Origin of the sequence: Nocardia sp. FBN12, from assembly GCF_050320175.1 — a bacterium.
Classification (GTDB): domain Bacteria; phylum Actinomycetota; class Actinomycetes; order Mycobacteriales; family Mycobacteriaceae; genus Nocardia.
Genome location: NZ_CP190048.1, coordinates 898,787 through 912,491 on the forward strand (window position 1 = coordinate 898,787; position 13,705 = coordinate 912,491).

General features: G+C 69.3%; 12 protein-coding genes and 1 riboswitch. Of the genes, 1 reads left to right on the forward strand and 11 read right to left on the reverse strand.

Annotation, left to right across the window (positions count from 1 at the left end):
- Nucleotides 1–5 precede the first annotated feature (5 nt).
- The 11 genes from ACQHI0_RS04565 to ACQHI0_RS04615 all read right to left on the reverse strand — a co-directional run bounded on the left by ACQHI0_RS04565 (nt 6) and on the right by ACQHI0_RS04615 (nt 13,082).
- Entirely contained in the window at nt 6–1,127 is a 1,122-nt protein-coding gene (locus ACQHI0_RS04565; protein ID WP_427906673.1) for an ABC transporter permease, read from the reverse strand.
- On the reverse strand, nt 1,127–2,740 hold the full coding sequence (locus ACQHI0_RS04570) for an ABC transporter substrate-binding protein (RefSeq protein WP_427906674.1): 1,614 nt from the start codon (nt 2,738–2,740) through the stop codon (nt 1,127–1,129). Before ACQHI0_RS04570 ends, ACQHI0_RS04565 begins: the two co-directional genes overlap by 1 nt.
- A complete protein-coding gene (locus ACQHI0_RS04575) occupies nt 2,737–3,807 on the reverse strand; it encodes an LLM class flavin-dependent oxidoreductase (protein WP_427906675.1) in 1,071 nt (356 codons plus the stop codon). The genes ACQHI0_RS04570 and ACQHI0_RS04575 overlap by 4 nt, the downstream gene beginning before the upstream one ends.
- A 28-nt stretch (nt 3,808–3,835) precedes the next feature.
- Complete coding sequence (locus ACQHI0_RS04580) at nt 3,836–4,798, reverse strand: ABC transporter substrate-binding protein (RefSeq protein ID WP_427906676.1); 963 nt, start codon at nt 4,796–4,798, stop codon at nt 3,836–3,838.
- 32 nt (nt 4,799–4,830) lie between these two features.
- Nucleotides 4,831–5,592, reverse strand: a complete 762-nt coding sequence (locus tag ACQHI0_RS04585) for an amino acid ABC transporter ATP-binding protein (protein WP_427906677.1) — start codon at nt 5,590–5,592, stop codon at nt 4,831–4,833.
- Entirely contained in the window at nt 5,589–6,569 is a 981-nt protein-coding gene (locus tag ACQHI0_RS04590; protein WP_427906678.1) for an amino acid ABC transporter permease, read from the reverse strand. Before ACQHI0_RS04590 ends, ACQHI0_RS04585 begins: the two co-directional genes overlap by 4 nt.
- Before the next feature lie 157 nt (nt 6,570–6,726).
- Nucleotides 6,727–6,821, reverse strand: a riboswitch (SAM riboswitch).
- A 993-nt stretch (nt 6,822–7,814) separates the two neighbouring features.
- Nucleotides 7,815–8,987, reverse strand: coding sequence for a glycosyltransferase (locus ACQHI0_RS04595; protein WP_427906679.1), 1,173 nt, complete (start codon nt 8,985–8,987; stop codon nt 7,815–7,817).
- Between the two features lies 1 nt (nt 8,988).
- Nucleotides 8,989–9,777, reverse strand: a complete 789-nt coding sequence (locus tag ACQHI0_RS04600; protein WP_427906680.1) for an LppM family (lipo)protein — start codon at nt 9,775–9,777, stop codon at nt 8,989–8,991.
- Between the two features lie 113 nt (nt 9,778–9,890).
- A complete protein-coding gene (locus ACQHI0_RS04605; RefSeq protein WP_427909080.1) occupies nt 9,891–10,742 on the reverse strand; it encodes a carotenoid biosynthesis protein in 852 nt (283 codons plus the stop codon).
- Nucleotides 10,743–10,893: 151 nt separating this feature from the next.
- Entirely contained in the window at nt 10,894–12,459 is a 1,566-nt protein-coding gene (locus tag ACQHI0_RS04610) for a phytoene desaturase family protein (protein ID WP_427906681.1), read from the reverse strand.
- Nucleotides 12,456–13,082 (reverse strand): GNAT family N-acetyltransferase, encoded by a 627-nt coding sequence (locus ACQHI0_RS04615; protein WP_427906682.1) that lies wholly within the window; start codon nt 13,080–13,082, stop codon nt 12,456–12,458. Before ACQHI0_RS04615 ends, ACQHI0_RS04610 begins: the two co-directional genes overlap by 4 nt.
- A gap of 117 nt (nt 13,083–13,199) precedes the next feature.
- Between ACQHI0_RS04615 and ACQHI0_RS04620 the strand changes: the two genes are divergently transcribed.
- Nucleotides 13,200–13,649 (forward strand): SAV_6107 family HEPN domain-containing protein, encoded by a 450-nt coding sequence (locus tag ACQHI0_RS04620; protein WP_427906683.1) that lies wholly within the window; start codon nt 13,200–13,202, stop codon nt 13,647–13,649.
- Nucleotides 13,650–13,705 lie beyond the last annotated feature (56 nt).

Here is a 13,705-nt window from a genome sequence, read left to right on the forward strand (position 1 = left end):
TGACATCAGGCATCGCGCACCGCCTTCGCGACATCTGCCGACGGAGCGCTTTCGGCAGGCGCCACGACCGGACGACTGCGACGCGTACCGGTGATGCGCGGATCGAGCAGCGGATAGAGCAGGTCGACCGCCAGGTTCACACCGACGAAAATCAGCGCCGAGAGCAGCACCACGCCCTGGACAACGGGGATGTCCTGGTTGAGTACCGAGGTCTGGGTGAGCCTGCCGACTCCCGCACGGGCGAACACCGACTCCACCACCACCGACCCGGCCAGCATCGAGCCGACCAGCACACCGGCGATGGTGAAAGCGGGCACGCTCGCCAGCCGGGCGATGTGGCGACGCTGCACCCACCAGCGTGACGCGCCTTTGGCCAGCGCCACATCGGTGAACGGCTGCCGCCACGTCTGTTCCAGACCGGCGGCGAAAACCTGGGCGAGCACCGCCCCGATCGGCAAGGCCAGGGTCAGCGCGGGCAGTAGCGTCCCGCGCAGCCCCGTCCCACCGAATGCCGGGAACCAGTGCAGCCGAAAGGAGAACAGCTGCAACAGGAGTAGCCCGGTCCAGAACGTCGGTACCGAAACACCCAGTGGCGGTAGGGCGCTCAAGGTGTTGCGAAGCCACGGCCGCCGCGTGTAGGTAGCGGCGAACGCGAGGGCCGTCCCGCCGATGATCGCGAAGAACAGGGCGAGAGCGGCCAGTCCGAGGGTGGCCGGTATGACGTCACCGAGGGCTTGGGTCACCGGCTGACCGGTGTTGATGGATCGCCCCAGATCGCCGGTGACGGCATTGCCGAGTGCGGTCACATACTGTTCCCACAGCGGCTTGTCCAAGCCGTAGCGAGCCTGCAACTCGGCGATCGCCGCCTGGTCGACCGGCGCGCCGGTGCCCGCGGTGTCGGCCGCCATCGACACCGGATCCGCGGGCAGCAGATACAGCACCACGAACGAGATCGTGAACGCCGCCCACAGCACCCAGATCGCCTGCAGTACCCGCGAACCCAGGTAGCGAGCCGCCCCGCCGCCCGCCGGGTTCGCGCGGCCCGGAGTGCGGCGAGGGCCGACGCGCCGGCTCAGAAAACCGCCACTCGCCGCGCGCACGTCCCGCGCCCCGTCCGAGCCGCTCATCAGTGCCCGCTCAACCAGGTATCGAAGAACTGCAAGCGCGCCGAGGCCTCGAACTTCAGATCCTGTGTGTGCGCGGCCGCACCGATCGCCTGCGACAGCTCGATCGTGGGGACGTAGAGCCCGTTGTCGAGCACCTGCCGCTGCGCGGTCGCGAGCAGTTCCGCGCGGGCGGCCGGATCGTTGGTGGCCAGCTGCCGGTCGAGGGCCGCGTCGAGCTCGGGGATCGGGCCGCGTGCGGTGATGTTGCGACCGGCGAGGCCGAACGACGTGCGCAGAATGTCGCCGTCGGCACGGGTGGAATTGCCGTAACCCGCGTCGACTTCCCTGGCGTTCTGCCTGGCGATCGCCTCCGGGGTGGAGACGAGATCGAGCTTCAGGTCCACCCCGACCTGGCGCAGTTGCTGCTGCACCAGCTCGAGAATCGCCTGGTTGCCCGCGAACACCTGGCTGAACGTCACCGCGAAACTCAGTCGCTCACCGTTCTTGGCCCGCACACCGTCGGCGCCGGGCACCCAGCCCGCCTGATCGAGGATCGCCTTCGCCTTCGCCGGATCGTAGGCGAGTCGCGTGGACTGATCCAGGTAGGCCGGGGTGGCCGAGGCCAGGCTGGATGTCGCCGGCTTGAACTGTGGACCGAGAACGGTCTCGACGAGTTGCTTGCGATCGATCGCGGGCAGCAGCGCCTGCCGGACCGCCGGATCACGCAATGGGCCCCGAGTCACGTTGAGCTGCAGGCCGAATGGGGTGCCGGGGTTGGAGGTCGACAGAATCCGCCCGCCGACGGCCTCGATCTGCGGAGCGTCCTGGGGTAGGGCGTCGCTCACGGCGTCCAGCTGGCCGGAGGCCAGGCTGCCGGTGCGCACACCCGATTCGGGAACGACCGTGAACTCGATCCGATCCAGGTACGCCTCGCCCTGGTGGCCGAAAACGGGCGAGCCCCAGTGGTATCCGGCGCGCTTGGCCAGGGTCACCGAGGTGTCCTGCTGGTAGGCGGCGTAGGTGAACGGCCCGCTGCCGATGTTGTCGCCGGCGCATCTGGCCTCGGCCGGTTTGGCATTGGTGGAGGTGGCCTGGATGCCGAGCTGCGGGGTCGAGGACGCCTGCAGGAACTGGGCGTTCGGCTGGCTGAACTCGACGCGCGCGGTGAGCTTGTCCACCGCCGTCGTACCGACGTAGCTGGTGAGGTAGCTCGCGCCCAGCTGCGCCTTCGCGGCACCGAGCCGGACGATCGCGTCGAAGGTATCGCGCACCGAGTCGGCGGTGAGCGCGGTGCCGTCACTGAAGGTGACGCCGTCGGCCAGCGTGAAGGTGAACACCTTGGCGTCGGGACTGACCTCCCAGCTCTTGGCCAGCCACGGGGTGATCGCGCCGGTCTTCGGGTCCTGATCGGTCAGCGAGTCGACGATCTGACGGGCCACGTAGATGGTCTGGTTGGTGCCCGACTGCGCCGGGTCCGAGCAGGTCGGCGCTCCGGACAGCCCGTAGCGCAACGTGCCGCCGGGCTGCGGTGGACCGGCCTGACCACCGGAGCCTCCGGTGTCGCCGCCGCACGCGACCACCGTGGTAGCGGCGGCGAGGACGCCCGCGAGAGCGGCGAGTCGATGTCGAATCACGAGGTAACTCCAGAGAATTCACGGCCAGCGGCCAGGGGACGGCTCGGAATGCGGCGGCGCAACTCGGGCGCCACCTCGGCCTGGAACAGCTCGAGACTGCCCAGGTAGTCGGGTTCGGTGCGGCCGTCACGTTCGGCGGACAGGTGGATCACCTCGTGCCCGAACTGCTCGTGATAGCGGCCCACCTTGTCGATCACCTGTTCCGGGCTGCCGACCAGCGCCGACGAACGGGCGAGGAAGTCCTCGACGGTCTCGAACACCACCGGATTGCCGACCTTGCGCTGCAGTGCGGTCCGCGCCTCGAAGAGCGGCCGGAACACCTCGACGGCCTCCTGCGAGGTCCGTGCGACGTGGAAGCCCGCCGTGCCCGCGCCGACCAGGGCGTCGGCCGGATCGTGACCGTAGTGCGCCCACCGCTCGCGGTAGTGGCGGATCAGCTTGGCGTACGGCTCGATGGGGTTGGTGACGTTCGCCGAGAACACCGGATCACCGTGGCGCGCGGCCAGTTCCACCGACTCCCGGCTCGTCGCGCTTCCGTGCCAGATCCGCACTCGCGGCTGCAACGGTCGCGGCAACGCCTTGGCCGCGGTGAGCGCGGGCCGGAACTGTCCCGACCACGTCACCTCGTCGCTGTCCCACAGCGCCCGGAACACCTCGTAGCCTTCACGATTGCGGTCCCACTGATCCTCGGTGGTGACGTGATACAGCTGTGCCTGCGCCGCGCCGTTGCCCTTGCCGATGATCAGTTCGAGCCTGCCGTCGGACAGATTGTCGAGCGTGGAATAGTCCTCGAACGCCCGCACCGGGTCGAGCAGGCTCAACGTGGTGACCGCGGTGAACAAGCTGATCCGCGAGGTGAGGGCCGCGATGTGGCTCAGCACCACCGGGGGAGCGGCGGACAGGAACGGATCCTCGTGGCGCTCACCGACCGCGAACCCGTCGTAGCCGAATTCCTCAGCGCGCTCGGCCTGTTCGATCACGTCGTGCAGGCGATCACGCGTTGTCGGCACCACCCCGGTCACCGGATCGGGCACCCGGGTGATCAGCGTCATCAGCAGGAATTTCATGCGCGGGCTCCTAGCTTCTCGAACGACCTCATGCGGCAGGCTTTTTCGGCAGGCCGGGCGGGTTGATCCGCGACTCGGTGACCTTCTCCGAATCCAGGCCCCAGCGATCGAGGACCTTCTGATAGCTGCCGTCGGCGATGGCGTGGACGAGCGCCTTGTGCACGGCGGCATTGAGGCCGCTGTTCTTCTTGGACAGCACCGCGATCTCGCCCTGCAACGCTTCACCGGCGCCCGAGAAGGTGGCGATGATCTTGGTTTCGCCGGTGGTGGTCGAGTGGTAGATGCCGGTCGGATTGGGGCCGATGTAGCCGTCGAGCCGTTGGGAGGCGAGCGCCAGGTAATAGTCGGTGATCTGCTGGTAGTAGGCGATATCGATCGGCGCCAGCCCCTCGGCGACGTTCTTCTCGCTCCACTTCACCAGCAGCTGTTCCTGATTCGTCCCCGCGCCCACTCCGATGCGCTTGCCCACCAGGCTCTTGCGGTCGGTGAAGACCAGCGAGCTGTCCTTGGGCACCTCGAGTGCGACGTTGTCCTTGCGGTAGGTCGCGAAGTCGTACTTCTCCTTGCGCTCCTCGGTGACGGTGACGTTGGAGATGAACGCATCGGCCTCGCCGGAGTCGATCCGCACGAAGCTCTGCGACCAATCCGCCACCTGTGGAACCAATTTCAGTCCAAGGATGTCGGCGACCAGCGAGGCGAAATCGACTTCGGAACCCACCACGGTCTTGTCATCGGTGGCATAGAACCGCAGCGGCGGGGCGGCACCGCCCGACCCGGTCACCAGCAGCGTGCCGCGATCGCGAATCGCCTGCGGCACTTCGGCGGCAATCGCGTCGACCTTCGCGACCCGCACCCTGCCGTCCTGCGCGGGCGAGAGGTCGAAGGTGACCGAACCCGCCTGGACGGTCTCGGCGGATTCCGGATCGGCGGTGCAGCCGGTGGTCAGCAGCGTGGCCGCCGAGATGATGCCGATCAGTGTGGAGAGCTTCATCGGTGTCGAAACCTGTTCTTCGGAAGGGATACTCAGCGCACGCGGGACAGGAATGCCTGCGTGCGTGGATGTTCGGGGCGGTCGAGGACGGTGGCGGCGTCGCCCTGTTCGACGATCTGTCCTTCGTCGAGGAAGACCACCGTGTCGGCGACCTCACGGGCGAACCCGATCTCGTGGGTGACGATCACCAGAGCCGTGCCGGTGCGGGCGAGATCGCGGATCACCGAGAGGACCTCGCCGACCAATTCCGGGTCGAGCGCGGAGGTGGGCTCGTCGAACAGGATCAGCCGCGGCTTCATGGCAAGGGCCCGGGCGATCGCGACGCGCTGTTGCTGGCCGCCGGAGAGCCTGCGGGGGTAGGCGTCGGCGAAATCGGCGAGGCCGACCCGGTCGAGCAGCTGTTCGGCCTCCGCGACCACCTCGCCGCGCGGGCGGCGCTGCGAGGAGACCGGGGCGAGCACGACGTTCTCCAGCCCCGTGAGGTGCGGGAACAGATTGAACTGCTGGAATACGAAACCGATCCGGCCGCGCTGGGCGCGCACCGCGTGATCGGGCAGCGGGCGCAGCGTATTGCCGCGCTGCCGGTAGCCGATCAGCTCACCGTCGACGTGCACGGTGCCCGCGTCCTGCGCCTCGAGGTGGTTGAGCACCCGCAGCAGCGTGGACTTGCCCGACCCGGACGGGCCGATCAGCGCGACGACCTCGCCGGTGCGCACCGCCAAGTCGATCCCACGCAACACCTCGGTGCCGTTGTAGGACTTGCGAATTCCTCGTGCCTGCACCGCGGCGGTCATCGGGTGGCTCCTCGGGGTGCGGCGGCGATCTCGGTGACCTTGGCGCGTACCCGCTGCCACGGCGTCGGCGGTAGCTCACGCTGGGCGCCCTTGGCGTAGTGCCGTTCGATGTAGAACTGGACGATCGTCAACGCGGTGGTGAGCACGATGTACCAGGCCGTGGCCACCATCAGCAGCGGCACCACCCGGCCGTTGCGGCCGAAGATCACCTGCACCTGGTAGAACAGCTCGGCGATCGCCATCACCGACACGATCGAGGTGCCCTTGAACAGGCTGATCACCTCGTTGGCCGCGTTGGGCGCGATCGTGCGCATCGCCTGCGGCAACACGATCGTGCGGAACTGCCGCCAGCGCGGAATCCCCAGCGCGGCAGCCGCTTCCAGCTGGCCCGCGTCGACGGCGAGCAGACCGGCCCGGATCAGTTCGGCCGAGTACGCCGCCTGATGCAGGGCCAGGCCGATCACCGCCGCGGTGAAGCCGCTGATGACGCCGTTCACCTCGAAATCGAAGAACCCGGGCCCGAACGGAATGCCCACGGACAGCCGGGGATACAGGTACGCGATGTTGAACCAGAACAGCAGCTGCACGATCAGCGGGATCGAACGGAACGCCCAGACGTAGGTCCAGGCGATCACCCGCAGCACCGGATTGTTCGACACCCGCCCGATCGCCAGCAGGGTGCCGATGGCGAAACCGAGGACGGTGCCCCACAGGGTCAGCTCGATGGTCACCCGGAGGGCGGCCAGCACGGACTTCGCGGTGAAGTACTGGGCGAATGTGCCCCAGTCCCAGCCCGGATTGGTGATCAGACCGTGCGCGAACTGGGCCACCAGCAGCAGCGCGATCGCGGCGACGACCCACCGCCACGGGTGCCACGAGCCGGCGATCCGCGGAAGATCGTCGGCGGATTCCGGTGCGGCGGGCGGCGCGTCGCCCGGCGGTGCGGTCTCGGCGCCGGAGACGGCGGACGCGGTCATAGGAGTCCTTCGGGAACAGTGGAACGAGGCACAGTGACCTCCACCCGGCCAGTTACGGGTTCGCGAGCTGGCGGCACTCAGGCCGGACAGGCAATCGCGGTCACTCGGCACTGGTCGATATGGCGGCGGCGGTATCCCACGGTCAGCACGGCAATCTCCTCCATCGAACCCGGCAGAAGCACCCACACCCTCGAACAGGGCGGGTTGCTGCGACGTCGTAGAGCCAGGTCTCTCGGTCGCTCTGGATGGTTGTGCTCCGGCGTTGCGTCCCGAGCTGAATCAGCATGTGGCACAGATGCCGTGGCGGCAACGGTAGAAATCAGCGTGAGCGCAGAGCTTGGAACCGGGTATGGATGTGGGCACAATTGCCCCGGTTCGGCGAGGTCACTGAGCTGCGGTGGGGTTAGCCGCAGAATTGCGACGCGCCGAACGGCCGGTTACTTCACCTGCCCGGATTCACCCGCTGCGCGCGGTAGCGTCGGCCTTCTCTGCGTCGATGAGGAGTACGTCGTGATCATGCCGCGCCGTTCCACCACACTGACCTCGCTGACGGCCTGCGCCGCCGCGCTGGTGCTGGCCGTGTCCCCGGCCGTCGCGGAACCGGCCGCCCCGGTGACGCCCGCCGTCACCCGGGACGCACCGAACTCCACGCCCGCCGCGGGTGCCGGTGATCTACTCGGCGCCTATCAAACTGTCGTCGAGACGCTGAAAGCGATGGGTATCCAGCCGTTCCTCTACCCCACGGTGGCCGCGAACTGCACCGGCGACGGTGCGGGCCTGGTCCCAGCGGTCGCGGGCGCGGTGCCGGGCCCGTGGCCGGCGAACACGCTCCCGATCCCCGGTCTTGACCTGTCCGCCGTGAAATCGGGCCAGACCCTGTTCACCTTCCTGCCCTACGGTCTGGCTCCCGACACCGCCGCGACGAAAACCTCGGGTATGCAGGTGGCCTGGCTCAATATCAGTACCGGGCGGGGCGGTATGGCGTCGATGGGGCCGATCGCGGACATCGTGCGCGCGATGGTTCCGCCCGGGGTTCCTGTCGAACTGCGTCCACTCGCCGAAACCGCGATCCGCGACTTCCTCTTCGCCGCGATTCCCGTCGGTGGCGTCCGCGCGGTCCCCGTGGACACCGGCCGCGGCACCGTGCTGGCCGCCGTCTTCGGCACCACCGACAACGCGGCCGCTCCTGCTTCTTCTTTCCGACGATCGGCATCACCGAAGTGGACTGAGTGGGCGGCGAGGCGTTCAGGCGTGGCGGGCGATCGATTCTTCGGGGGTTACCAGGGGGCGTTGTTTCCAGCGGAGGCGGCCGGTGCGGTGGCGGTGGTGGGAGCGGGTCCACAGGGTCAGGTAGTGGGCTACTGCCAGGGGGTGGGCCAGAGCTGAGGTGAGGTCGGACGGTGCCGGGGGGCGGCGGGTTTCGATGGTGCGGGCGGTGAGGCGGCTGGTGACGGCCGCGAGGTAGCCGAGCAGGCCCGCGCGGCGGGTGCGGCCGCGGCCGAAGAGGGCGGCCAGTGGGGGGATCCAATAGGCGAGGGTGGCGAGGATCGCGATGGCGGCGCCGGTGTCTCGGCGGCCGCCGTAGGCGGACCAGAGCCAGCGGGTGTAGCCGTCGGTGAGTTCGGTTGTGCCGGTGTACATTCTGGTGCTCGCGGCCGGGCCCGCGGTGATCAGGGCAGTACGGTGGCCTGCTCGGCGGACGGCGCGCGCCAGGTCGAGATCCTCGGTGGCACTGGCGGCTACGGCCGCGTGGCCGCCGGCGGCACGGTAGGCCTCGGCGTCGACGGCCAGGAACTGGCCGCACGCGACGGCGGTGGACGGGCGCAGGCTGTGGTTGGCGGGGCCGACCGGCAGGGTCGAGGCCCATGACCAGGCGAGCAGTGGCTGGACCAGGTGTTCGGCGGCCGAACCGGCTTCCTGCACCGGCCAGGCGGAAACCAAACCCGCTTCGCGCCTGCGCAATTCGGTCACGGCCGCGGCGATCGCCTGGGGAGCCAGGCGCACATCCGCGTCGACGAAGACCAGGGCGGCCGCGTCGGTGCGGGCGGCCAGGCGGGCGCACGCGGCGGCCTTACCGGTCCAGCCGGGTGCGGGGTGGGCGGCGGAGCGGAGCACGGTGAAGCGCTCGTCGCCTGCGATCGCGGCCAGTGCGGCGTCGTAGGTGCCGTCGGTGGAGGCGTCGTCGAGGATCAACACGTGCAGGCGGGGGACGCCGGTCTGGGCACGAAGGTCGGCGATCAGCGCGGGGAGGCGCTCGGCTTCGTCGCGAGCGGGCACACAGACCGTGACCGGCTCGATCACGCCCGCGACGCCACGTGGCAGGGTGCGCAAGGTGAGCAGGTTATAGGCGGCGGTGGTCGCGCCGAGCGCGGCCAGGCCGGTGCCCGCCCAGGTCAGGTAGCGGGCCGCCGCGCCCATGTCAGCGGCCCAGTCTGCGACTGGAGATCTCGCGCCACATCTCCGAGGGGGAGAAACCGCCGCGGGGGGCGTGCGGCGGGGCGGGGTTGCGATCGCGGAACGCCAGCCCGGCGATCAGCGCGGCCACCGCGAGGGTGATGCCGCCGACGATGCCGGCCCAGCCCGCGAACGAGCGGGTGTTGGGGTCGGCGTATTTCACCTCGGCGCGCAGGGTCGACACCTCGCCGGCGGGCAGCTTCCACGACACGGTGTTCTCGCTGTTGGAGGTTTCGCGGGTGCCATTGGTCTTGGCCACGCGAGCCGGGAACGCGATGGAGAACTGCACGTCCGAGCCCTGCGGCGGCACCGATTCCAGATCGACCCGGCCGGTGAGACTCACCAGATCACCACTGCGCTGGAAGTCGAGGGTGAACATGCCCTGCGTCTGATCCGACAGCCCACCGAGCTGGCCGACCTCGCCGAACGACAGATCGTCGAAGAACACCTGCGTGCCGACGTACCCGTCCTGGTTGTAGTTCTCCACCCGCACCTTCGCCGCCAGCGGCTCCGGCGCCTTCAGCTGCGGACCTCGGTCTTCGGGCCCGGTCGGCACCACCGCGGCGACGATCCGGCCGGACACCCGGTCGTTCGACGACACCCCCATCGACACCTGTACCCGCAGGCACCCCGCCAGCGCGGGCACGAGCAGTGCCAACAGGACGGCGACGGCCGCTACGCGCCGCGCGGGCACGGAACGACGCGGCGAGGAAGCGGGCATGTCGGCGACGGTACTCGGCTGCACGGTTGACATCGTGCCAGGCTCGAGCCCGAGAGCCCACACGACGGGCCCACCGGACGTCGCCCAGCCGCGCCGATCAGGCCTTTTCCCGCTGATTCGAGGTGTGTCGCGGCGGGCTCGGCCCCTCACAACGCGCGTTGCCGCGCCCGCGCACGGACAAACAAGGGGATTCCGAGCAAGCCCACACCGCAGAAACCCCAGACGGCCGACGCCGGGAGGCCGAGAAACACCGCGTGCGCGAGAGCCGACCCGAGCCAGGTCCACCCGAACACCGCGACCGGGACCGCCACCGACGGATCACGCGCAGGCGGGAGGAGCCGATCGAGCAGGGTGAGCATCACCGCCATGATCACGGCGACGAGTGCCCAACCCAGATAGTTCGTATACGGGATCTCGGGCAGGCCGGGCAGCCCGGCGTCGCGGACCGCCCAGGTCCACTGACCATCGGCGACCATCTGCGGATCGAGGAACAGATCCCAGCCCACCGCACCGACGACGAACAGTCCCACGCGCCGCGTGTTCGAACCGCTGAGCGAGCGCTTCGGCGAGTGGCGCACCGCCGTGGAGCCTGTGTTCGGGGCTTCGGCCCGGCTCGGACCAGGCGCCGCCGAGACCCCGGTCGAGGGGGCCAGGTGTCTGCCGGACGCGAGCATCCCCGCGACGATCCAGATCGGGTACAGCCCACCGGTCCAGGCGAGGGGCACCGCCAGTGGAACATCGGCGAACGCGGGCCCGAGCCGATCGACGGCGTAGACGTAGCTGCCGAACGGGAATCCGGTCGTGGTGCCGACGATTTCGGCGAGGAGCCCAAGACCGGACACGATGACGAAGAATCCGGTGGCCCACCGCAATCCGCGAGTGGTCGCAGCGTGCAGCACAGCAGTCGCGGCCGACAGGGCCACCACGGCGACGGTGATCCGGTCGCGCGCCACACCTGTACTCAACGGATAGGTGATCTGTACGAGCACCAGCGCCATCGCGGTGACGGCGGGAATCGCACGGCGTGGATCGACGCCGAACCAGCCGCGGGTCGCGGCGACACTGCGGCGCACCGCGCCGGCCAGGTCCGGGCCGGTCACGGACGCCGCCGAGCGATCGACCGGGCGCTGCGCGGCGAGTGAACGGCCTTCATCGCTGTCGTGGCAGCGTGAACCGGCGCTTGCGGCCGTCGCCGAGGACCAACCTGGCCGCGCTGCGGCCGCTGGCTCCGGACACACCGCCGCCGGGGTGGGTGGATGCGCCGGTCAGGTAGAGGCCGGGAGCGCCGGGGACTCGCTGGCCCGACAACTCGGGCAGTGGACGCCACAGCATCATCTGATCGAGCGACATCTCCACGTGCATGACATTGCCGCCGCGCAGACCCATCTCCCGCTCGAGATCGACCGGTGTCTGTACGAACCGCTGACGCACCGTCGAGGCGAAACCTGGTGCGTACCGGTCGACTTCGGCGACGATCCGATCCGCCTCGCGCTCGGCGTGTGCCGCCCAGTCGCTGCCGTCGGCCAGTTCGTACGGATGCCACTGCGCCCACAGCGATAGCTGATGTTCGCCAGCGGGTGCGATGGACGGGTCGAGCGCGCTGAAACTCATCGCCAGCACCACCGGACGTGGCGGCAGTGAACCGGCCATGGCGGCGCCGTGGGCCAGCCGAAGCTGGCGGCGGTCCGAGACGAGAAACTGCAGACCGCGGGCGGATTCGGCGGGTGAGGAACCGGGGTATTCGGGTAGCCGGTCGGTGGCCAGGCGCACCACCATGCCGATGCCGGGGCCGACCCGGATGCGCCGCTGCCAGTCGTCGAGGACCGCGGGGTCGAAATCGCCCGCGCGCAGCAGATCGAGCGTCGACAGGATGTGGGAGCCCGCGATCACGGTGTCGGCGTGCAGGGTCCGGCCCGATTCGGTCGACACCTGCCACCCGCTGCCGACTCGGCGCAGCGAGGTGACGGCGTCGCCGGTGTGCAACTCGCCACCGTCGGCGCGCAGACGCGCGATCAACGCGGCACTGAGCGCCCCACTTCCACCCACCGCACGTCCGGGCGGCAGCGCGTGCATGAGCGCGGCGAACCCCGCCATCGGCGCGGTCCCCGGTTCCGACATCGGCGGACCCGACTGCGCGCCGAACCACGCCAGCGACGCCTTGAGCCGCTCATCGTCGAACCAGAAGTCCAGCAGCGCGTCACCGGACTGCAAGAACTCCCGCGACAACGCCGAGCCACCGGCCCGCGCGTCCAGCCCCCAGAACGAACGGACGAGCCTGCCCGGCGTCGCCGGCCCGCCGAACGACCGCATCACCCGCGCGCTGCGCTCGCCCCACACCCCGACGAACCGGCGATAGGCGTCAGCGTCCTTGACACCACACGCCGCCGCGATCGATGCGCACGTCTCGTCGAGATCACGACGGAAAACGATCGGCGGGCGCTCACCGTCGGCGGGCGTGAACCCCCACGGATCACAGTCGAGATAGCGCAACCCGAACCGCTCGAGCTCGAGCTCCTCGATGATCCCGGTGTGCCGGATCATGATGTGCGCCGAAGATCCACGATCGACGAGATGGCCGGGGAACCGCTCCACCGTCGACACCGCGCCGCCAGGGACCTCGTCGCGCTCGAGCACCTGTACCCGCTGCCCGGCCCGTGCCAGATAGCAGGCCGCGACCAGCGCGTTGTGGCCGGAACCGACCACCACCGTCGTCATAGATTCGAGGGGGGCATCGGCAACCTGCGCCCGAGGATGGCGAACGGCCGGGTATCGCCCGCGAACACGAAATTGCGGATCACATCGGTGAATCCGGCCCGCCGGTACAACTTCCAGGCCCGGTTCGCCTCTTCGGGCACCTCCGGCGTCGAGAGCAGCACGGCCGCCTCGACGCGGTCGGCCAGCAGCCGCTCGAGCAACCGCGCCCCGATCCCACGCCCCTGCGCGGCCGGGTGGACGTGCAGCTCGGTGAGTTCGAAATAGTCGGCGAGCAGGTCACGGGCGGCGGCATCGGGCCACCCGCACCGGCGCATCCCGGTCTGCACCTGCTGATGCCACCACTGCCGAGGCGCGCCGCTGTAGCCATAGGCGATCGCCAGGATCGGCGCGGTGCGCAGGTCGACGCCACCCGTGTCATCGGGCAGCACCGCGGCGACGGCCCGCCAGCCGGTCCTGGTGGTGTGCTCGGTCCACATCGGGGCGCGATGGTGCTCGGTGCCGCGGGGGTAGTCCATCGCGGCGACGTACACCGACAGGGCGTCGTGCAGACGTGCGCGCAGGGCGGCGACGCTGAGGTCGACGATGACGGGTGCGGGGGTGTGTTTCGGCTTGACGGCTGTCATGGCTCTCGTCGATGGTGCGCGGACGCGGAAAGTTGTCGGTGGGTGTCCCTATATTCAATCTCAATTCAAACGTTCGAATGTTAGTTCGATCAGTGCGAGGGGCGAAAGGGGCAGCAGATGGCTGGTCACAACGATGGTCGCGCGCACGCGGGCCACGACGGGCGCGCCGGCGGACTACTACGTCAAGCCGATGCCCTACTCACTGATTCCGCCTGGGAGCACGAACCGGGGGAGCGGTTCCGTACCGCGTACCTGGCCGCGCTGCGTGGCGCGGGTTCGATGATCGCACTCACCGGTGCCGACCAGGCGCCGCGTGCGCGATCGCGCAGCGCCTGGGTGTTACTGAGACGCGCCAGCCCGGAGTTCGTGATGTGGGCCGATTACTTCGAGGCGCACTCGCAATTACGGGCCGCGCTGGAGGCCGGATTGGACCGTGCGATCACCGACACACAAGCCGACGAGTTCTGCTCACGGGTGGGCGCATTCCTCTACGACGTCGACGATGCGCTGGTAGCCGCGGCTAAGAGCCGCCCGCAGCCGAGTCGTGGCCGCGACATGACCGCTTAGTTATGACCGAGTAGGTGGTACGCCACCGATCGAACTCGTATCATGGGGAGCAGATA

Bases quoted from the DNA above. Each gene is read 5' to 3' on its own strand.
- ACQHI0_RS04595 (WP_427906679.1), bottom strand. From the start codon at position 8,987: ATGGGCGCGGCGGCCCGCTACCTGACCTGGGCGGGCACCGGCCTGGCC.
- ACQHI0_RS04605 (WP_427909080.1), bottom strand. From the start codon at position 10,742: ATGGCGCTGGTGCTCGTACAGATCACCTATCCGTTGAGTACAGGTGTG.
- ACQHI0_RS04590 (WP_427906678.1), bottom strand. From the start codon at position 6,569: ATGACCGCGTCCGCCGTCTCCGGCGCCGAGACCGCACCGCCGGGCGAC.
- ACQHI0_RS04585 (WP_427906677.1), bottom strand. From the start codon at position 5,592: ATGACCGCCGCGGTGCAGGCACGAGGAATTCGCAAGTCCTACAACGGC.
- ACQHI0_RS04600 (WP_427906680.1), bottom strand. From the start codon at position 9,777: ATGTCAACCGTGCAGCCGAGTACCGTCGCCGACATGCCCGCTTCCTCG.
- ACQHI0_RS04615 (WP_427906682.1), bottom strand. From the start codon at position 13,082: ATGACAGCCGTCAAGCCGAAACACACCCCCGCACCCGTCATCGTCGAC.
- ACQHI0_RS04580 (WP_427906676.1), bottom strand. From the start codon at position 4,798: ATGAAGCTCTCCACACTGATCGGCATCATCTCGGCGGCCACGCTGCTG.
- ACQHI0_RS04575 (WP_427906675.1), bottom strand. From the start codon at position 3,807: ATGAAATTCCTGCTGATGACGCTGATCACCCGGGTGCCCGATCCGGTG.
- ACQHI0_RS04610 (WP_427906681.1), bottom strand. From the start codon at position 12,459: ATGACGACGGTGGTGGTCGGTTCCGGCCACAACGCGCTGGTCGCGGCC.
- ACQHI0_RS04565 (WP_427906673.1), bottom strand. From the start codon at position 1,127: ATGAGCGGCTCGGACGGGGCGCGGGACGTGCGCGCGGCGAGTGGCGGT.
- ACQHI0_RS04620 (WP_427906683.1), top strand. From the start codon at position 13,200: ATGGCTGGTCACAACGATGGTCGCGCGCACGCGGGCCACGACGGGCGC.